Annotated in this window: 19 protein-coding genes; 12 read left to right on the top strand and 7 right to left on the bottom strand. The window is 60.2% G+C overall.

The genetic code is table 11. The annotated features are described in order from the left end of the window. Positions 1-179: 179 nt before the first annotated feature. Entirely contained in the window at positions 180-3,005 is a 2,826-nt protein-coding gene (gene gyrA, locus IHQ71_RS11100) for a DNA gyrase subunit A (RefSeq protein ID WP_258162019.1), read from the top strand. Positions 3,006-3,077: 72 nt separating this feature from the next. Here the strand turns inward: gyrA and IHQ71_RS11105 are convergent, their stop codons facing one another. From IHQ71_RS11105 to IHQ71_RS11115, 3 genes are all read right to left on the bottom strand, one after another. After that, on the bottom strand, positions 3,078-3,395 hold the full coding sequence (locus IHQ71_RS11105; RefSeq protein ID WP_258162020.1) for a multidrug efflux SMR transporter: 318 nt from the start codon (positions 3,393-3,395) through the stop codon (positions 3,078-3,080). Positions 3,396-3,527: 132 nt separating this feature from the next. Beyond that, complete coding sequence (locus tag IHQ71_RS11110) at positions 3,528-5,471, bottom strand: hypothetical protein (protein WP_258162021.1); 1,944 nt, start codon at positions 5,469-5,471, stop codon at positions 3,528-3,530. A gap of 180 nt (positions 5,472-5,651) precedes the next feature. Continuing rightward, complete coding sequence (locus tag IHQ71_RS11115) at positions 5,652-5,789, bottom strand: hypothetical protein (RefSeq protein WP_258162022.1); 138 nt, start codon at positions 5,787-5,789, stop codon at positions 5,652-5,654. A gap of 320 nt (positions 5,790-6,109) precedes the next feature. Between IHQ71_RS11115 and IHQ71_RS11120 the strand changes: the two genes are divergently transcribed. The 4 genes from IHQ71_RS11120 to IHQ71_RS11135 are packed head-to-tail and all read left to right on the top strand — an operon-like array spanning position 6,110 to position 9,397. Continuing rightward, complete coding sequence (locus tag IHQ71_RS11120; protein ID WP_258162023.1) at positions 6,110-7,606, top strand: FAD-binding oxidoreductase; 1,497 nt, start codon at positions 6,110-6,112, stop codon at positions 7,604-7,606. Between the two features lie 12 nt (positions 7,607-7,618). Continuing rightward, complete coding sequence (locus IHQ71_RS11125) at positions 7,619-8,026, top strand: hypothetical protein (protein WP_258162024.1); 408 nt, start codon at positions 7,619-7,621, stop codon at positions 8,024-8,026. Further along, positions 8,026-9,096 (top strand): hypothetical protein, encoded by a 1,071-nt coding sequence (locus IHQ71_RS11130; RefSeq protein ID WP_258162025.1) that lies wholly within the window; start codon positions 8,026-8,028, stop codon positions 9,094-9,096. Before IHQ71_RS11125 ends, IHQ71_RS11130 begins: the two co-directional genes overlap by 1 nt. Positions 9,097-9,118: 22 nt before the next feature. Next, a complete protein-coding gene (locus IHQ71_RS11135) occupies positions 9,119-9,397 on the top strand; it encodes a hypothetical protein (protein WP_258162026.1) in 279 nt (92 codons plus the stop codon). 84 nt (positions 9,398-9,481) lie between these two features. Here IHQ71_RS11135 and IHQ71_RS11140 read toward each other — a convergent pair whose 3' ends face one another. After that, positions 9,482-9,616 carry a hypothetical protein gene (locus IHQ71_RS11140; RefSeq protein WP_258162027.1) on the bottom strand — a complete coding sequence of 45 codons (135 nt, stop codon included), beginning with the start codon at positions 9,614-9,616 and terminating at the stop codon, positions 9,482-9,484. Positions 9,617-9,917: 301 nt separating this feature from the next. On the opposite strand from IHQ71_RS11140, the gene coaD reads away from it, so the two are divergent. The 5 genes from coaD (at position 9,918) to tgt (ending at position 13,803) form a co-directional block, all read left to right on the top strand. Further along, a complete protein-coding gene (coaD, locus tag IHQ71_RS11145) occupies positions 9,918-10,412 on the top strand; it encodes a pantetheine-phosphate adenylyltransferase (protein ID WP_258162028.1) in 495 nt (164 codons plus the stop codon). Positions 10,413-10,432: 20 nt separating this feature from the next. Beyond that, positions 10,433-10,993: a peptidylprolyl isomerase gene (locus IHQ71_RS11150; RefSeq protein WP_258162029.1), complete on the top strand. Its 561-nt coding sequence runs from the start codon at positions 10,433-10,435 to the stop codon at positions 10,991-10,993. 24 nt (positions 10,994-11,017) lie between these two features. Then, positions 11,018-11,530, top strand: a complete 513-nt coding sequence (locus IHQ71_RS11155; RefSeq protein WP_258162030.1) for a peptidylprolyl isomerase — start codon at positions 11,018-11,020, stop codon at positions 11,528-11,530. A 66-nt stretch (positions 11,531-11,596) separates the two neighbouring features. Continuing rightward, on the top strand, positions 11,597-12,676 hold the full coding sequence (gene queA / locus IHQ71_RS11160) for a tRNA preQ1(34) S-adenosylmethionine ribosyltransferase-isomerase QueA (RefSeq protein ID WP_258162031.1): 1,080 nt from the start codon (positions 11,597-11,599) through the stop codon (positions 12,674-12,676). Next, positions 12,673-13,803: a tRNA guanosine(34) transglycosylase Tgt gene (tgt, locus tag IHQ71_RS11165; protein WP_258162032.1), complete on the top strand. Its 1,131-nt coding sequence runs from the start codon at positions 12,673-12,675 to the stop codon at positions 13,801-13,803. The genes queA and tgt overlap by 4 nt, the downstream gene beginning before the upstream one ends. A 5-nt stretch (positions 13,804-13,808) precedes the next feature. On the opposite strand, the gene gfa is transcribed toward tgt, so the two are convergent. Beyond that, entirely contained in the window at positions 13,809-14,378 is a 570-nt protein-coding gene (gfa, locus tag IHQ71_RS11170; protein ID WP_258162033.1) for an S-(hydroxymethyl)glutathione synthase, read from the bottom strand. A gap of 160 nt (positions 14,379-14,538) precedes the next feature. On the opposite strand from gfa, the gene IHQ71_RS11175 reads away from it, so the two are divergent. Together IHQ71_RS11175 and ilvA are read left to right on the top strand one after the other, a co-directional pair. Beyond that, positions 14,539-15,147, top strand: a complete 609-nt coding sequence (locus tag IHQ71_RS11175; RefSeq protein ID WP_258162034.1) for a dihydrofolate reductase family protein — start codon at positions 14,539-14,541, stop codon at positions 15,145-15,147. Between the two features lie 132 nt (positions 15,148-15,279). After that, complete coding sequence (ilvA, locus tag IHQ71_RS11180; RefSeq protein ID WP_258162035.1) at positions 15,280-16,536, top strand: threonine ammonia-lyase; 1,257 nt, start codon at positions 15,280-15,282, stop codon at positions 16,534-16,536. Positions 16,537-16,660: 124 nt separating this feature from the next. Here ilvA and IHQ71_RS11185 read toward each other — a convergent pair whose 3' ends face one another. Both IHQ71_RS11185 and IHQ71_RS11190 read right to left on the bottom strand, forming a co-directional pair. After that, positions 16,661-17,326: a DUF2161 domain-containing phosphodiesterase gene (locus IHQ71_RS11185; RefSeq protein WP_258162036.1), complete on the bottom strand. Its 666-nt coding sequence runs from the start codon at positions 17,324-17,326 to the stop codon at positions 16,661-16,663. Between the two features lie 111 nt (positions 17,327-17,437). Continuing rightward, positions 17,438-18,046 carry an invasion associated locus B family protein gene (locus IHQ71_RS11190; protein ID WP_258162037.1) on the bottom strand — a complete coding sequence of 203 codons (609 nt, stop codon included), beginning with the start codon at positions 18,044-18,046 and terminating at the stop codon, positions 17,438-17,440. Between the last annotated feature and the right edge of the window lie 203 nt (positions 18,047-18,249).

The following is an 18,249-nucleotide window of genomic DNA, read 5'->3' on the forward strand; positions in this document are numbered from 1 at the left end:
CCCTGTTTTCTCTTTTTCCGACAACGTGCCGGACGTGCTGTGCCAAGGCAAGCAAATAGCGCGCAAAGGGCTGGAAAAAGAGGCAAAACCTGTTCATAAGGCAGCGTCGAAATTGGCCTTATCACAGCCTATCGGCTATAACCTTGGCAGTGATTCCTTCATAAGGAAATGTGAGAACTTTGTCAGAGATTACCCCCCCAGGCGGCAAGGGCCCGAGCGGCATCGAACCAGTCTCCATCATCGAGGAAATGCAGCGTTCCTATCTCGATTATGCCATGAGCGTGATCGTCAGCCGCGCGCTGCCTGACGTTCGCGACGGATTGAAGCCGGTGCATCGGCGCATCCTCTACGGCATGAACGAACTCGGCATCGATTGGAACAAGAGATACGTCAAATGCGCCCGCGTCACTGGCGACGTGATGGGTAAATATCATCCGCACGGCAATTCCGCGATCTATGACGCGCTGGCCCGCATGGCGCAGGACTGGTCACTGAGGCTACCGCTGATCGACGGCCAGGGCAATTTCGGCTCGGTCGATGGCGATCCGCCGGCGGCCGAACGCTACACCGAGTGCCGGCTGCAAAAGGCCGCCCATTCGCTGCTCGACGACCTCGACAAGGAAACGGTCGATTTCCGCGACAACTACGACGGCACGCTGAGCGAGCCCGTCGTGGTGCCCGCCAAGTTTCCGAACCTGCTGGTCAACGGCGCCGGCGGCATCGCGGTCGGCATGGCTACCAACATTCCGCCGCACAATCTCAGCGAAGTCATCGATGGCTGCATCGCGCTGATCGACAATCCCGCGATGGAACTGCCGCAGATCATGGAGATCATTCCCGGGCCGGATTTCCCGACCGGCGCGATGATCCTCGGCCGCGCGGGCATCCGCCAGGCTTATGAAACCGGCCGCGGCTCGGTCATCATGCGTGGCGTGGCCCGCATCGAGCCAATGCGAAACGATCGCGAACAGATTATCATCTCGGAAATCCCCTACCAGGTGAACAAGTCGACGATGATCGAGAAGATGGCCGATCTGGTGCGCGAAAAACGCATCGAGGGCATCTCGGACCTGCGCGACGAAAGCGACCGCGAAGGCTATCGCGTCGTCATCGAGCTCAAGAAGGACGCCAATGCCGACGTCATCCTGAACCAGCTCTACCGCTACACGCCGCTGCAGACCTCCTTCGGCTGCAACATGGTGGCGCTCAATGGCGGCAGGCCGGAACAGTTGACGCTGCTCGACATGCTGAAAGCCTTCATCGCCTTCCGCGAGGAAGTGGTGAGCCGCCGCACCAAATTCCTGCTCCGGAAGGTGCGCGAGAGGGCCCATGTGTTGGTCGGCCTCGCGATCGCGGTTGCCAATATCGATGAAGTCATCGCGCTTATCCGTCGCGCGCCCGATCCGCAGACGGCGCGCGAGCAGTTGATGGAGCGCCGCTGGCCGGTGCAGGATGTCGAAGCCTTGATCCTGCTGATCGACGACCCGCGCCACAAGGTCAACGAGGACGGCACCTACAATCTCTCCGAGGAACAGGCCCGCGCCATCCTCGAACTGCGCCTGCAGCGACTGACCGCACTCGGACGCGATGAAATCAGCGACGAACTCAACAAGATCGGCGCCGAGATCAAGGATTATCTTGATATCCTGTCGTCGCGCCTGCGCATCATGACCATCGTCAAGGACGAACTCGCAGCGGTGCGCGACGAGTTCGGAACGCCGCGCCGTACGCAGATCATCGATGGCGGCCTGGAAATGGACGACGAAGACCTGATCGCGCGCGAAGACATGGTCGTCACCGTGTCGCATGCCGGTTACGTCAAGCGCGTGCCGCTAACCACCTATCGCGCCCAGCGCCGAGGCGGCAAGGGCCGCACGGGCGTCACCACGCGCGACGAGGATTTCGTCAACCGCGTGTTCGTGGCCAATACCCACACACCGGTGCTGTTCTTCTCCTCACGTGGCATCGTCTACAAGGAAAAGGTCTGGCGCCTGCCGATCGGCACGCCGACCTCGCGTGGCAAGGCACTGATCAACATGCTGCCGTTGGAAAAGGGCGAACGGATTACCACCATCATGCCGCTGCCGGAGGACGAGGAGAGCTGGGCCAATCTCGACGTCATGTTCTCGACGACGCGTGGGACCGTGCGCCGCAACAAACTCAGCGATTTCATCCAGGTTAACCGCAACGGCAAGATCGCGATGAAGCTCGAGGAGGAGGGCGACGAGATCCTCTCGGTCGAGACCTGCAACGGTCCCGATCCGCTGATCGGCGATCCGGGCGACGACGTGCTGCTGACAACCGCGCTCGGCCAGGCGATCCGCTTCTCGGTCGATGAGGTACGTGTCTTTGCCGGCCGTAACTCGATCGGGGTGAGGGGTATCACGCTCGCCGAGAACGATCGTCTGATCTCGATGACGATCCTCGGCCATGTCGATGCCGATGCGTCGGAACGGGCCGCCTACCTGAAGCGGTCTGCAGCGGAGCGCCGCGCCATGGGTGTCGACGAAGAAGACATCCAGCTTGTCGGCGAGGAAGTAACTGAAGAAGGTGACATCAGTGACGATCGCTATGTTGCCCTCAAGGCGCTCGAACAGTTCGTGCTGACGGTATCGGAAAAGGGCTACGGCAAGCGCTCGTCGTCCTACGATTTCCGTATCTCGGGCCGTGGTGGCAAGGGTATCCGCGCCACCGATACATCCAAGACCAGCGAGATCGGCCAACTCGTCGCCGCTTTCCCGGTCGAGGACGCCGACCAGATCATGCTGGTCTCGGACGGTGGCCAGCTGATCCGCGTGCCGGTCAACGGCATCCGCATCGCCAGCCGCGCGACCAAGGGCGTCACGATCTTCTCGACGGCCGCCGACGAAAAGGTCGTTTCGGTCGAGCGAATCAGCGAGCCGGAGGATGACGAGGAAGAGATCGCCGTCGAAGGTGAACCGACTGCCGTTGAGGGCGAGACGTCTGCGCCGGACGCAGATGGCGGCGAAACGCCTGAGGCGTAATCGAACGGCCTTAAGATAACGAAACGCCCGCGAAGCAATCTTCGCGGGCGTTTTATTTGGACTTGACGGATTTTATGCGCTCGCCAGCTTCAACCCCACGACGCCGATCACGATCAGCGCGATGCAGATGAGCCGCATGGCTGTCGCGGGATCGCCGAACGCCATGATGCCAAGCGTGGCGGCGCCAACCGCGCCGATGCCGGTCCAGATCGCGTAAGCCGTGCCGACGGGAATCGTCCGGAGCGACAGCGACAGGCAGGCCATGCTGATCGCGAGAAGCAGGACGGCGAGGATTGCGAATTTCAGGTTGGCGAAATTGTCGGACTGCTTGAGCGCATAGACCCAGCCAATTTCGAACCCGCCGGCGATAAGAAGCAATATCCAGTTCATATGACCCTCCTTGGGCAGTAGGGCCGTCCCCAATATGTCCGGAAAGTGCGAGGTCGTCCCCGCGAGACAGTTGAGACTATACGGCCGGGGAATTTCGCGGTCAATCGCGTCCCGGGCATGGCTGATGGTCCGTCAGGGCAAAGCAGGCACGTCGATGTGATCCGGCCGGATACCGAGGCGCGCACGTTCCGCCATCAGTTCGAATGCGCTCTCGATATGGCGAGCCATGCGCTCCGGATTGAAGATCGGCGACTGGGCGCGGGAGGCTTCCAGCCTGGCGCGCATCGCAGAAAGCGAGGCTGGATCCTTCGCGAGGCGGCTGGCGATCGCGCAATATCCATCGTCATCGTCGGCCGCGAGCTCCTCGATGCCGCAGGCTCTGAGCAGGCTCCAGCTCACCCGGGATTGATATGCCTTGCCCTTGACGGTGAGCACCGGGAGTCCAGCCCGCAACAGATCGGCGGTCGTCGAATGGCCGTTATAGGGCAGCATGTCGAGCGCGAGGTCGGCGAGTCGGGCCCGGCCCAGATAGTCCTCGATCGACGCGACCTTGCCGGTGGGGATGATCCGTGACGCGTCGATACCTTGCCGCTGGAACTCGGCAAGCAGGTTGCGACGGGTGAAATCGTCGTCGCCGCAGAGCACCCAGAACACCGCGTCCGGTGCTTCGCGCAGAATGCGGCACCAGAGATCCATAACCCGCGGCGTCATCTTGTTCATGCCATTGAAGGAGGCCAAGACGAAGCGGTCGTCGGGGAGGCCCCAGTCGCGGCGGGACTGGGGTGTTATCTGCCGGGCGTCGAAGGGGCGATTGGGCATCTGGACTTCCGGCAGCCGGCAGAGCTTCTCCCCATAATGCGGCTTCGAACTGTCCGGCGTGACGATCCGGTCGGAGATGATGTAGTCGATCCCTGCACCGGTCACGGTTCCGGGATAGCCGATATAGGTCGCAGTGACCGGCGAATCGGTGAGCCGCATGATGTTCTGCCGAGCGCCCTGGGTATGCCCCTTGAGATCGACGAGAATGTCGATTTTCTCATCCGTGATCGCCTGGGCCGCCGCTTCATCGTTCAACTCCCTTATCGGCACCACAGCCTGGCGCATCCAGTCCGGCCATTGATCCTGGTAGCGCCGTGCCTGCTGGCCCGTGTAGCAGAAGAAGCGGAAGTCGAGGCGCTCGCGATCATGATGGCGCAGCACCTGTTCGATCACCTGCATGACGATGTAGTGCCCGAACTCATCGGAGATGTAGCCGATCCGCAGCTTTTCACCGCGCGGCGAAACCGGACGACGGGCGCCGCCCGATGAAAGAATCGGCGCTTTTTGCAGGGCGAGAAGGCGGGAGTCCTGTGACGGTTTGGCGAGTTCGCTTTCGTCCTCGCACCAGTAGAGACGCCGGAGCACGGGCTCGGAAATGAATATCTTCTCCGCAAACGGCGTGCGCGGCGCCTGCATCAGCGCATCGAAGGCGCGCATGACCGGGAAATCACAGGCGCCGCGGGCGAAGGAATACATTTCGACATTGAAGCCGATTTCCCCGGGGAAGCGGGTGGCACCATCTATCACGGCACGATAGCAACGCTCCTTGTCGCCCGTGCGCCTGTAGTAAGCCAAGAGGAAATAGAAGTGCTTGGGATCGGACCGGTCGAATTGGACCAGAAGAGGTTCGATTTCCTTGATATGGTTCCGGTGCAGCATCGCTTCGAGGATCGCCAGCAGCAGTGGTTGCTCGGCCTGGCCGGCTAGGATCACCTCTGGGCCGATGACCGCAAGGCGCCCATTTTCGCTACAGCGTTGATAAAGGGTCGCCGCAAATTTCAGGAAAAACCCACGCTTCGGGGGCAATAGATCGGCAAGCAGCTCAAATCGTTCGGCCGCTCCCGCCAGATTGCCGAGCTTGAGATGTGTATTGGCCAGCAGCGCCGCGATACGGGGATCGGATCGGATGCCGGCCTCATCGACTGCCGCGAGCAGTTCCAGCGCGCCGGGCAGATTTCCGCCTTCGTAGAACGCCAGCGCGTCGTTGTAGATCGTCTCGAGGGAAGCGGTCACGCGTTGCGCGGAGAAAGTGGACAAGATCAAGAATCCGCATTTGCCGAATTGCTTCAATATTATCGGGGTGCAATGGCGCGGGGCTTGCGGACAAGTCTCAAAAAAGAAAAAACCGGACGGGCAGGGGAAGCCGTCCGGTTTTCTAAATAGCGCGGGAACAAGGGGTAGGGAGGGGAAGCCCGCGCTTGGGGGAGGTCGTAAACTCTAAAATGCCATGCGGCGGGCCGAGGCTTCCTTGAGACCTTCGGTCTCGCGGATCGAAACGACGATGGACGATACCGCCGTGGTCACGAACATCACCGCGATCAGGCCTGCCGTCAGGGAAAGGGTCATGTACATCATCTTCGTCGTCCTCTTCAGCGTCTCGCCGTTTGCTTGATGTTGTTATCTCACCAATCGCGCGGCACTTCTGTTCCTAATGTAACAGGCCGGCGAATATGTTCTTCAGCCGCCGTTCCAAACTTGATGCCTATTAAACATCTTAGCTCTGAAACCGCTCTGAACATCGCGTTCATCAAACGTTCATCGGCGGAAATAGTTGCGGGCGGGTCGAAAGTTTTCAGATGCAGAGAATTTCGCGCGATTGCGATTTTTTGGGCCTTGCCATACGTATCAATCAGGCGACGATGACTTGAGATTGCATCGGGAGAACGGGGACAGGCATGGGGAAGTTTTCGCGGCGCGCACTGCTCACCGGCGTGTCGGCGGCGGCCGGTTTGGCGGCAGGCCGCTGGTTTTTGCAGCCGCAGAGCGCCAAGGGGCCGAAATATCCGGCCTATGACAGTTTCGCCGAGGCGGATGGCCGGGTTCTCAATGACGCCAGCCAGATGAACCCGACCAAGATCTACAAGCACATCACCATCAATAGCGGGCTCGACACCGAATACACCAACCGGATCCGGGCGCTGCTTGCCGATGCGGTCAACAATGACCGCCCCTTCATGGCCAGCACCGCACGGCATTCCATGGGCGGCCACAGCCTGCCGGAGGATGGGCTGGCGCTGACCCTCTCGCAGACGTGGCTCGAGGCCGACAAGGCAAAGAAGACCTATCGCGTCGCAGCCGGCACCCGCTGGTCGACGGTGATCGCGGAACTCGACAAGATCGGCTTTTCGCCTGCGGTCATGCAATCCAACAACGATTTCGGCGTGGCCAGCACCTTTTCGGTCAACGCGCACGGCTGGCCGGTGCCCTTCGGTCCGATGGGCAGCACGGTCCGCTCGCTTCGGCTGATGCAGGCCGATGGCGACGTCATTAAATGCTCTCGAGAGGCCAATCCGGAGATCTTCGCCCATGCCATGGGTGGCTACGGCCTGATGGGCATCATTACCGACCTGGAACTCGACATGGTTCCGAACGCGCTGCTGACGCCGACCTATGAGCCGATGCGGGGCACCGAGGTGGGACAGAATTTTGCCAGCGCGCTTGCCGCCGATCCGACGATCCAGATGGCCTACGGCCGGCTCGATGTCTCGCTCGACCGCTTCTTCAATGACGGCATGCTGATAACCTATCGGGCGAGCGCCGATCAAAGCGCTTTGCCGGTCGCCACCGGATCGGGCGTGGTATCCAACCTGTCGGCGCCGATCTTCCGGGCGCAACTGCAATCCGATACCGCAAAGCATCTGCGCTGGTGGACAGAGACATCGCTGGGACCGCAAATCGTCCGGGATTCCACCCGCAACACGCTGATGAACGAACCGGCGGTGACGCTTGACGACGGTGACCCGGATCGCACGGATATTCTGCACGAATATTTCGTGGCGCCTGAGCGGTTCGCCGAATTCGTGCAGCATTGCCAGGCGGTTATCCCGGCTTCTTACCAGCAGCTCCTCAACATCACCGTGCGTTACGTGAAGGCCGACCAGGACAGTGTGCTTGCCTACGCCCCTGTGCCGCGCATCGCCTCCGTTCTGCTGTTCTCGCAGGAAAAATCCGTGCGGGCGGAGACCGACATGGCACGGATGACGCATGAGCTGATCGAGCGTGTGCTGTCGATCGGCGGCAGCTACTATCTGCCCTACAGGCCGCATGCAACGCTGGATCAATTCAAGCGGGCTTATCCGCGTGCCGCCGAATTCGCCGCTAAAAAGCGCGAGATCGACAAGGCTGTGACCTTCCGCAATCGATTCTGGGACAATTACCTGTCCAAGGTCTGAGGAGTACGACCAATGAACCGCCTGAGGCTGATCGCCTTCGTCTACTTCCTCGTGCTGCTCTTCGCGGCTTCGCTCAATTACCTGCCGTTCATTCCCGTCATCGACGGCAAGACATTCGGCATCTTCGCGCTCGATATCTATGACGACGGCCTGCATCTGGTCTCGGCGCTATGGGCCGGGATCTCGGCATGGCTGGGCGCGCGCGCGTCGCGTGCCTTCCTCCTCTATTTCGGCGTGCTTTATTTTGGCGACGGGTTCCTCGGGCTGATCACCGGATCGGGCTATCTTGATCTCGGCATCATCAATTACGGCATCCAGGATCTGCCCTTCGGCTTCAAGATCATGGCGAACCTGCCGCATCTCGGCCTCGGCGGCATCGCGGTCATATCGGCGATCCTGTTTCGCAGGGATGCCGCCTGATGCGGTTCATTCTCAAGCTGTTCAAGTGGCTGGTCGTGTTGGTGATCCTTCTGGTGATCGGTCTTGCAAGTCCGATCGCATATGTCGAACTGGCGTGTCACGCGCCGGTGACTAACGACCCGTACAAGCGGCTGATCACTGACGCTGCCTTCCAGCGCAAGGAAGCCAACAGCTATCTGACCTATCCGGAATGGCATATCGTCTATGCTTATGACGGCCTTGCCGAAGCATTGAAATCAGGTGACGAGCATGAGTTCAGCTACATTCCGAGCGTCTGGAACTTCTGGAAATCCACCTGCGCACTGACCGGCATTGCCGATCGCCACGGCGGCGCTGACAGCCAGACGCGCACGATGATCTATACGATCGGTGCGAGCTTCACGCTCGAAATGGGACTGAAGGGCGCTTATGAGGAAACCATCGGCCGGATATTCGCGGCGGTGCGCGGGCCGGTGAAGACGCCGCAGGACGAGGTAGCAGCGATCATGGCCGTGGCTTATGCGGCGTTCCTGCGCCAGACGCCTTGGTACAAGTATGATTTTGAAAAGCAGGTGGCAACGCTCTGGGCCGCGCCGATGATTGAACCCGCACGCGGCTGGGAACGGCGACTGGCGCTGGGTGGCGAATGGAAGGCCAAGACATTCTATGCCGGCGCGATCGCTGCGGGCGTGGCGGCAACGGGCGAGGCGAAGCTTGAGATTCGTTCCGTGGTATCAGGTCTCTCGGCTGATCAGCTGCGGCAGATACCCGATGTGAAGGTCATCAGCGACGTGGCCGATGGCGTGGTGATCGAAACGCCGCGCTACGACAGTTTCACCAAGATTCTCATTGCGATCGCGAAGGCAGGCGGGCAAATCCGCGAGATCGCCGGAAATGATGACATCATGGTCGGCGCGATGGTGGAGCCGGAGAAGGAATACGCCGGCCCTGGCGAGGTGATCGTCCGGATCGGCCGCGAGAGTTTCGCCACCGAGCGCGTGCTGGTGAATATGAAGGTCACGGATCTCGCTGGTTTGCTCGCATCCCAGCCGCTGGCCGACCCCAGCGTGGAACACGTGTTCGATTATTGAAGGCAGTCATTTGGCGCGCTTCATGAAGACCCTGGTGGGAATTGCGACGATCGGCCTGGCAGCCGTGCTGCTGCCGGCTGTGATCCTGCCAGCCGGAGGTCCGGCGCAGTCTGCCCGCGTCGTGTTTGCGAAGATTCCCAATCCCCCCGGTCTTCCCGAAGGATTGTCGATCGAAAGCTGGGATGGACATTTTGCCGTGCTGCAGGGTGTCGATGCTTCGGCGGCGCGACGGCTCTATGCCTGGGGCGCGGTGATCGTCTATCCCGTCAGACCCTCGGGCTGCATTCCGGCCGCCGCATAAAGAAAAACCGAACGGTGAGGGGGCACCGTCCGGTCTGAGGGAAAGCGCGGGTGGGAGTGGAAGACCCAGCGCTTTACGGGGAGGTCAGAGCGCCGCTCGGCGCATGGTGTCTTTCACGGCTTCATATTCTCGGACTGCATTGACGACGGAGGAAACAGCTGTGGCAACAAACATGACTGCAATCAGGCCAGCCATCAAAGTAAGCGTCGCATACATCATCGTCATATTCCTCAAGTCCGTTTGGGCGCCGGGTTCCACGAGGGCGTTATTTCATGACTGGAACCCGGATTGCTGTTTCCGGGGGAACAGGCTTTGGTGTCGTCGCTTTCGTTCTGACCCAACCGTTCCGCTAACTTGAGATCAATTAACCACGCCTCGGCTGAAATCGTCCTGAATGGAACGTTCATCTGGCGTTCAGGTTCCAGAGCAGAGGCCGCAAACGCCTGAAAATCAGTTGCATGGGGCAATTTTCCATGACACAAGGCGCTGCGAAAAACCCCGAGAGCCCAACGGCGGCCCCATGACCAAAGCCTTCTATCCCGGTTCATTCGACCCGCTGACCAACGGCCATCTCGATGTGCTGATTCAGGCGCTGGCCATGTCGCCCAAGGTGGTGGTCGGCGTAGGGATCAATCCCAGCAAGCAGCCGGAATTCAGTTTCGAGGAACGCGCTGGTCTGATCAAGGAATCGCTCGCCGGAGTATTGCCGGAGCGGGCGGGCGATATCGAGGTCGTCTCATTCCAGGGGCTGGTGGTGGAAGCCGCGCGAAAATTCGATGCGAAAATCCTGATCCGCGGCCTGCGTGACGGCACCGACCTCGATTACGAAATGCAGATGGCAGGCATGAACCGGCAGATGGCGCCCGACGTTCAGACCGTGTTCCTGCCGGCGGCGCCGGCCTCGCGGCCCATTACCGCCACATTGGTCCGCCAGATCGCCTCGATGGGCGGTGATGTCAGCGCCTTCGTGCCCGGTCCGGTGCTTGCCGCCCTCAAGAAAAAACGCAAATCCTGAGCCTTCAGGAAGGGAGTATCATGAACATCGTCAAGACATTCGCAGCAGGCCTTCTTCTGGTTCTTGGACTTACCGGGCAAGCGTCCGCCGCTGACCGGCTGACGATCCTGCTCAAGGATGGTCCGGTTCTTATACAGTTGATGCCTGACGTGGCACCCCAGCACGTGAAGCGGATCAAGGAGCTCGCCGAGAAGGGCGCCTACAACAATGTCGCCTTCCACCGCGTGATCGAAGGCTTCATGGCCCAGACCGGCGACGTCAAGTTCGGCAATATGGCAAACGGATTCCAGCCTGACCGCGCCGGCACAGGCGGCTCCGATCTGCCGGACCTGCCGGCCGAATTCTCTAATGTGCCTTTCGAGCGCGGCGTGCTCGGCATGGCGCGGTCTCAGGACCCGAACTCGGCCAATTCGCAGTTCTTCATCATGTTCGCGCCCGGCGATTTCCTCAACGGCCAGTACACAGTCGTCGGCAAGGTCGTTTCGGGCATGGAATTCGTCGACAAGATCAAACGGGGCGCCCCGGAAACCGGCGCCGTGACCGACCCTGACCGCATGCTCAAAGTCACGGTAAGCAAATAAGAATTCGAAACAAGGAGACAGAATATGGCCGAGATCAAGGACCCGGAAAACACCCTCGTCGTGGAAACCACCAAGGGCAAGGTCGTCATCGAAATGATGCCGAATGTCGCCCCGGACCATGTCACGCGGATCAAGGAACTGGCACGCGAAGGCGCCTATGACGGCGTCGTCTTCCACCGCGTCATTCCCGATTTCATGGCGCAGACCGGCGACGTGAAGTTCGGCAAGAAGGGCGGCAAGGATTTCAACCCCGGCCGTGCCGGCATGGGCGGCTCTGAAAAGCCTGACCTCAAGGCCGAATTCTCGGCGATCAGCCATATCCGCGGCACCTGCTCGATGGCGCGTTCGCAGAGCCCGAACTCGGCCAATTCGCAATTCTTCATCTGCTTCACCGATGCGCCGTGGCTGAACAAGCAATATTCGGTCTGGGGCCAGGTCATCGAAGGCATGGACAATATCGACAAGATCAAGAAGGGCGAGCCCGTCTCCGATCCCGACTCGATCGTCTCGGTAAAGGTCGCCGCCGACATCGCCTGATCGAAATTTATGGACATCAGCCGCTCCGGGGCTTATGCGCCGGGGCGGTTTTCTTTTGGGCGAGACATGCGCGTAGACCTCTTCGATTTCGACCTGCCAGACGAGCGAATTGCGCTGAGACCAGCCAGTCCCCGTGATTCCGCACGCTTGCTGGTGGTCGATCCGCATGGCTCATCCCTGCAGGATTGGCATGTCGGCGATCTGGTTGATTTTCTAAAGCCTGGCGATGCGCTGGTGTTCAACGACACCAAGGTGATCCCCGCCCAGTTGGAAGGTATCCGCGAGCGCGACGGCAACCAGTCCACCGTATCGGCGACGCTGCATATGCGCGTGGGACCAGATCGCTGGAAGGCCTTCGCGCGGCCCGCAAAGCGCATCAAAGCCGGTGACCGGATCCGGTTTGGGCATAATGGCGATGTCTGCATGCTCGGGACACTTGACGCAACAGTCGAGCAAAAGGGCGATGCGGGCGAAGTAACACTGCGCTTCGACTTCCACGGCCCGGCACTGGACCAGGCAATCGCCACCGTCGGCCATATTCCGCTGCCGCCCTATATCGCCTCGAAGCGCGACGAGGACGAGCGGGATCGCGCCGATTACCAGACAATTTACGCCAGGGAAGAAGGGGCGGTCGCAGCACCCACCGCCGGCCTCCACTTCACGTCGCAACTATTTGAAAAACTGGATAAAAAAGGCATCGAGCGGATCTTCGTGACGCTGCATGTCGGGGCAGGGACCTTCCTGCCGGTGAAGGCGGACGATACCGAAGACCATGTCATGCATTTCGAGAGCGGCTACGTCGATTCCGCGACCGCCGAAAGGCTGAACGCGGTCAAGGCGCGGGGCGGGCGGTTGATTTCGGTCGGTACTACGTCGCTCAGGCTTCTCGAAAGCGCCGCCGACGAAAACGGCGTTATACATCCTTGGTCGGGCGCCACGGATATCTTCATCACGCCCGGCTATCGTTTCCGTGCGGTCGATATGCTGTTCACCAATTTCCATCTGCCGCGTTCGACGCTCTTCATGCTGGTCTCGGCGTTTTCAGGTACCGAGACGATGAAAGCGGCCTACCACCACGCTATACAAACCGGCTATCGCTTCTATTCCTATGGCGATGCCAGCCTCCTTTTCCGGAAAAGTCCATGAATACCGAGTTCAAGTTCACGCTGCTCAGGACCGACGGCAAGGCGCGGCGAGGGGAGGTCTCGATGCCCCGCGGCACCATCCGCACGCCCGCCTTCATGCCGGTCGGCACGGTCGGCACCGTCAAGGCGATGTATCTCGACCAGGTGCGCGACACCGGCGCCGACATCATCCTCGGCAACACCTATCACCTGATGCTTAGGCCCGGGCCGGAACGCGTTGCTCGGCTTGGCGGGTTGCATGAACTGATCCGCTGGCCGCATCCGATCCTCACCGATTCCGGCGGTTTCCAGGTCATGTCGCTTTCGGGCCTCAGGAAGCTTGACGAGAAGGGTGTGACTTTCAAGAGCCATCTCGACGGCGCGCTGCATCACATGTCTCCGGAACGTTCGATCGAGATCCAGGGCCTGCTCGGTTCCGATATCCAGATGCAGCTCGACGAATGCCTGGCGCTGCCGGCTGAGGTGAAGGAGATCGAGCGCGCCATGGAAATGTCGGTCCGCTGGGCCGAGCGCTGCAAAGTGGCCTTCGGCAACCAGCCGGGCAAGGCGATGTTCGGCATCGTGCAGGGCGGCGACAAGCCCGATCTGCGCGTCAAAAGCGCCGACGCGCTGAAGGCACTCGACCTCAAGGGCTATGCGATCGGCGGGCTGGCCGTCGGCGAACCGCAGCATGTGATGCTGGAGATGATCGATACCGTCAACCCGCATCTGCCGACGGAAAAGCCGCGCTACCTGATGGGCGTCGGTACGCCCGATGACATCCTGAAATCGGTGGCACGCGGCATCGACATGTTCGATTGCGTGATGCCGACACGCGCCGGCCGCCACGGCCTGGCCTTCACCCGGCGCGGCAAGGTCAATATCCGCAATGCCCGGCACGCCGAGGACATCCGTCCCCTCGACGAGGAATCGTCATGCCCGGCGGCACGGGATTATTCACGCGCCTATCTGCACCATCTCGTGCGGTCGAACGAAGCGCTCGGCGGCATGCTGCTGACCTGGAATAACCTGAGCTACTACCAGGACCTGATGAGCGGCATCCGCAAGGCAATAGACGAGGGCCGCTTCGCCGACTTCATGGCGAAGACGCAGGAAGGCTGGGCGAGGGGTGACCTCGCCCCGCTCTAAGCGCCCTATTCCTTGAACGTGCCCATTTTCTTGGCGGTGAATGTGGCAAGCACATCCATCAGCACAGGGTTCAGGCAATCATAGGGCTCGAGCCCCAGTTCCTTGAACCGCGCCCGGATGCCGTCCATTTTCGACGGGCTGACACCCGACTCGATGACCGAAGACACGAAGGCTGCAAAGCCCGGCGCTGCGGAGCCCGCCTCGGCGAACCGCTCCGGATGCACGAAGCTCAACCCCTTGAAGGCATGGTCCTTTTCGACCGGGCCATACATGTGGACGCCGCATTCCTTGCAGGCGTGACGCAGGATGAGCGCCGAGGGATCGACGACTGCTAGCTTGTCGCCATTCTCCGTGACCTCGATATTGTCGGTCCCGGTCACGGCGACCACAGAGAAAACCGCACCTGCCGGCTTCCAGCACTTGGTGCAGCCGCAGGCGTGATTGTGGGCGACGTCGCCCTTGATCTTCAAGCGCACGGTGCGCGTCGTGCAGAGGCAGCTGAGCGTGCCGCCCGCGAAGCTGCCAGTGCCCGGTTTGACACCGCCGTCGATGGATGGATGCAATGCGACTGCCATGGTACTTCCTCCCGTTGATATAGCTCCAACCTCGAAACGAGTGTTTCATGAGATCGGCATGTTGGCAAAGCGAAATAATTCTGAGGTCGTGTCGGGAGCCTGGTTTTGCCAACGTCCTAGGCCGGTAACGCCCGTCGGGTAGATTTTCAGGAGAACTATGATGAGGAAGATTACTGCAGCCGTTTTCGTCAGTCTTGATGGCGTCATGCAGGCGCCGGGCGGCCCGGACGAAGACACCGACAGCGGCTTTACTGCCGGCGGTTGGGTCTTCCACTATTTCGACGAGGCCACCGGCGGCGTCATGGACGAACTGTTCGAGAGGAAATTTGACCTGTTGCTGGGTCGCAAGACTTACGACATCTTCGCCGGCTACTGGCCCAAGCAAGGAGCGGACGATCCGATCGGCAAGCTCTTCAACAGCGTCACGAAATACGTCGCGACACACGGCCACCAGAAACTAGACTGGGAGAACAGCCAGTCACTGGGCAGTGACGTCGTCGCGACCCTGCGCGAACTCAAGGCGAGCGATGGTCCGGAGCTTCTGATCCAGGGCAGCGCCGACCTGATCCAGACGCTGATAGAGCATGACCTGATCGACGAATACCGTCTGCTCATATTCCCGGTTCTGCTTGGTAAGGGCAAACGCCTGTTCGGCGACGGCACGGTCACACAGGCTCTGAACCTCATGGAGCAGCGGACGTTCCCGAATGGCGTGATGCTGGCGAGCTATGTCCCAGCCGGAGAGCTGAAAACCGGCTCGTTCGTCTGACGGAGATCCTGCGGCTCCTACCACAACATGACATACGCATCGTGTTTAATCCGATCAGTACCGAGGAGGGCGGAAACGCCTTCCTCATTTCGGTTCGTCATGTCATAGCGTCACTTGGCAAATGATAGGACGATGGACGTGACCAGAGACGATGTGATGGACGCGCTGAGAGTGATGCGCGAGCTGTTTCCCGAGACCCCGCTCCAGCATAATCAGCATCTTAGCAGCCGATATGGCGCGAATATCTGGTTGAAACGCGAGGATCTCAGCCCTGTCCGCTCCTACAAGATTCGTGGTGCGTTCAATTTCATGCGCAAGGTGATCGACCGTGACGGGAAGGGGCGTACCTTCGTCTGCGCCTCCGCCGGCAATCACGCGCAGGGCTTTGCCTATGTCTGCCGGCATTTCGGCGTGCCGGGCGTCGTCTTCATGCCGGTTACAACGCCGCAGCAGAAGATCGACAAAACCCGCATTTTCGGCGGCGAGTTCATCACCATAAGGCTGGTCGGCGACTTCTTCGACCAATGCTATGCAGCGGCGCTGGATTATGCCGACAAGACATCCGGCTTCATGGTGCCGCCCTTCGACCATCCCGATATCATCGAGGGCCAGGCGACAGTAGCCGCCGAGATCATGGCGCAGCTGCCGGCCGAGACCCATCCCGACTATGTCGTCATGCCGGTCGGTGGTGGCGGATTGTCGTCCGGCGTTACAAGCTTCCTGCGCGAGGAATTATCTGACAACGCTTTTGTTTTTGCCGAGCCCGCCGGCGCACCAAGCCTGCGGAAAAGCCTGGAGGCGGGCACTATCGTCACGCTGCCCAAGGTCGACAACTTCGTCGATGGCGCGGCGGTCGCACGCATCGGCAATCACAATTTCGAGGCGCTGGCCGGCTATTCGCCGAAGCAGGTCCGGCTCGTATTCGAGAATGCCATCTGCGTTACGATCATCGACATGCTCAATGTCGAAGGCGTGGTGCTGGAACCCGCCGGCGCGTTGGCGATCACGGCGCTCGAGAGCTTCGACCCGGAACAATTGAAGGGCAAGACGGTCATTTGCATTGTCTCGGGCGGCAATTTCGATTTCGAGCGTCTGCCCGATGTGAAGGAGCGCGCCATGCGCTATTCCGGGCTGAAGAAGTATTTCATCCTCAGGCTGCCTCAGCGTCCCGGCGCATTGCGCGACTTCCTCGAAATGCTCGGACCCGATGACGACATTGCCAGGTTCGAATATCTCAAGAAGTCGGCGCGCAATTTCGGCTCCATCCTGATCGGCATCGAAACAAAGGATCGCACGAATTTCGACGGTCTCATGAAGCGCTTCGACGATGCAGGCCTCGGCTTCGAGGACATCACCGAAAACGAGATCGTGGCCAATCTGATCATTTGAAAACTCGGGGCGAGGGTTTGCCGGCTAAATGCGGGAGTGCAGTTCGACTGGTGGCGCCATACGTGCAAACTAAGATCGCATAAGATAGATTATGGAACTAAGGCTTAGGCATTGATATGCCTGATCATTCCGCGGCGTCTCGAACTTGTGGCCAGCGAATGATTGCTTGATGGCCTGTTTCGGTCAGTTGGTAGACGCCCTTGCCCATGCGTTCGAACCAGCCATAGACATTGCTCAGCATGATCTTGCCGGCGTCCGGCGCCAGCGCCTTGATGTCCCTCGGCCGCAGCGGACCTTGCTTCAAGGCATCGGCACAAATCAGTGCCTGCTGGCGATACGCCGTCATAATAGGCGCTTTCGAGCCGCCGCCGGCCGTCGGGTCACCGCGGCGTCTCCGGTGCTCGCGGACCAGCCTGGTTTTCCGTTTTGGATTGGTCCTCGGCATTGGCGATACCGAACTGACGATGATGCTGACATCGCCGAGATCGGACACGCCGAGCATGCCGATGCCGAGCCGGCGGCAGAGATCGCGATAGCGCTTGTCGCTCTCACGGCCTTTGCCTCTGGCCGATACCCTGGCGGCGATCCAGACTTCGTCGGAAATCGAGGCGCGATCGACGGCTTGCAGGATCAGGTCGAGATTGAACGTCATCTTCAATTCGCAGATCACCACCACCGGCGGATCCGCTTCGCTCAGCCCGACCAAATCGCAATGGCCGATCTCGCCCTTGACCTCGTAGCCCGCAGCCTCGAGGAATTTCTTGATGGGCATATAAAGCGAAGTTTCCATTGGTGCCGTTGCGAACCAGAATCGATTGTCCCAGCCTACCAAGCGCATGCCGGAATCACAAAGCCCGGGAATTGCGTCCCGGGCTTTGCAAATGGTCTGACTGAAGATTGATTACTGCGCCTTGGCAGCGTTCTGCGCGTCTTCAAGCTTCTTGCGGGCTTCCTCGGCCTTTTTCTGCATTTCTTCCTGCAGCAGGCGCTGGCGCTCTTCGAGCTTGGACTGTTCCATCGCCGGGCCATCGAAAATCCCGGTAAAGCCCTGAAGCGACATCTTGATCGGGTTCGGCGCGCGCTGGAAGTTGATCGAGGTGAAGACGACTTCCTTGCCCTTCTTCAGGTTGGCGATCATGCCGTCGGTCACCGGCATTTCCGTGATGCAGAGGTCGGGCATGCAGACGGCGTATTCGAGCTTCGAGCCCTTGCCACCATCGATCTGCATCAGGAGACCGGGCGGGATCAGACGCGCCGACGGAACCGACACCTGCATAAACTTGCGGTTGACCTTGCCCTTGACCTCGATGATCGCGACTGCGGTGATCAGCTGTCCGGTATTGGCGGTCATGATGTTGCGCACCGAGCAGACTTCGTTGCCGTCCTGCTTGTCGCATACCTTGAACCAGCCCTGCGGCTGCTGCTGCTGTGCGTTCGCCGTCATCGGCGCAGCGAGTGCCGCGGAAGCGAAGGTCAGCGCGGCAATGGCGGTCTTGAAATTCAAGCTCATAATGTTTTCCCGTTTCGTGAACCCGTGGGCCGGCCGCATGGTCTGGCCGCCCGAAACCTGCGCCCTCCTGACGGTCAAATGAGGCAAATACATGACCCGGTGGCGTAATGGAAGCACCTGTTACATCGGCGTTTGAAATATATCCAGCCTTTCCAAGCCTTCCCGGCGATGATTTTCATAATTTCCCGCCAGCCGTTGGATAT

The organism is Rhizobium sp. TH2 (genome assembly GCF_024707525.1).
Taxonomy (GTDB): Bacteria; Pseudomonadota; Alphaproteobacteria; order Rhizobiales; family Rhizobiaceae; genus Rhizobium_E.

What these genes read in the sequence shown, in the direction of transcription:
- IHQ71_RS11190 (WP_258162037.1), bottom strand. Translation starts at nt 18,046, where the DNA reads ATGAGCTTGAATTTCAAGACCGCCATTGCCGCGCTGACCTTCGCTTCC.
- IHQ71_RS11115 (WP_258162022.1), bottom strand. Translation starts at nt 5,789, where the DNA reads ATGATGTACATGACCCTTTCCCTGACGGCAGGCCTGATCGCGGTGATG.
- tgt (WP_258162032.1), top strand. Translation starts at nt 12,673, where the DNA reads ATGAATACCGAGTTCAAGTTCACGCTGCTCAGGACCGACGGCAAGGCG.
- IHQ71_RS11120 (WP_258162023.1), top strand. Translation starts at nt 6,110, where the DNA reads ATGGGGAAGTTTTCGCGGCGCGCACTGCTCACCGGCGTGTCGGCGGCG.
- IHQ71_RS11155 (WP_258162030.1), top strand. Translation starts at nt 11,018, where the DNA reads ATGGCCGAGATCAAGGACCCGGAAAACACCCTCGTCGTGGAAACCACC.
- IHQ71_RS11175 (WP_258162034.1), top strand. Translation starts at nt 14,539, where the DNA reads ATGAGGAAGATTACTGCAGCCGTTTTCGTCAGTCTTGATGGCGTCATG.
- queA (WP_258162031.1), top strand. Translation starts at nt 11,597, where the DNA reads ATGCGCGTAGACCTCTTCGATTTCGACCTGCCAGACGAGCGAATTGCG.
- IHQ71_RS11140 (WP_258162027.1), bottom strand. Translation starts at nt 9,616, where the DNA reads ATGATGTATGCGACGCTTACTTTGATGGCTGGCCTGATTGCAGTCATG.
- IHQ71_RS11185 (WP_258162036.1), bottom strand. Translation starts at nt 17,326, where the DNA reads ATGGAAACTTCGCTTTATATGCCCATCAAGAAATTCCTCGAGGCTGCG.
- ilvA (WP_258162035.1), top strand. Translation starts at nt 15,280, where the DNA reads ATGGACGTGACCAGAGACGATGTGATGGACGCGCTGAGAGTGATGCGC.
- gfa (WP_258162033.1), bottom strand. Translation starts at nt 14,378, where the DNA reads ATGGCAGTCGCATTGCATCCATCCATCGACGGCGGTGTCAAACCGGGC.
- coaD (WP_258162028.1), top strand. Translation starts at nt 9,918, where the DNA reads ATGACCAAAGCCTTCTATCCCGGTTCATTCGACCCGCTGACCAACGGC.
- IHQ71_RS11135 (WP_258162026.1), top strand. Translation starts at nt 9,119, where the DNA reads ATGAAGACCCTGGTGGGAATTGCGACGATCGGCCTGGCAGCCGTGCTG.
- IHQ71_RS11105 (WP_258162020.1), bottom strand. Translation starts at nt 3,395, where the DNA reads ATGAACTGGATATTGCTTCTTATCGCCGGCGGGTTCGAAATTGGCTGG.
- IHQ71_RS11125 (WP_258162024.1), top strand. Translation starts at nt 7,619, where the DNA reads ATGAACCGCCTGAGGCTGATCGCCTTCGTCTACTTCCTCGTGCTGCTC.
- IHQ71_RS11130 (WP_258162025.1), top strand. Translation starts at nt 8,026, where the DNA reads ATGCGGTTCATTCTCAAGCTGTTCAAGTGGCTGGTCGTGTTGGTGATC.
- IHQ71_RS11150 (WP_258162029.1), top strand. Translation starts at nt 10,433, where the DNA reads ATGAACATCGTCAAGACATTCGCAGCAGGCCTTCTTCTGGTTCTTGGA.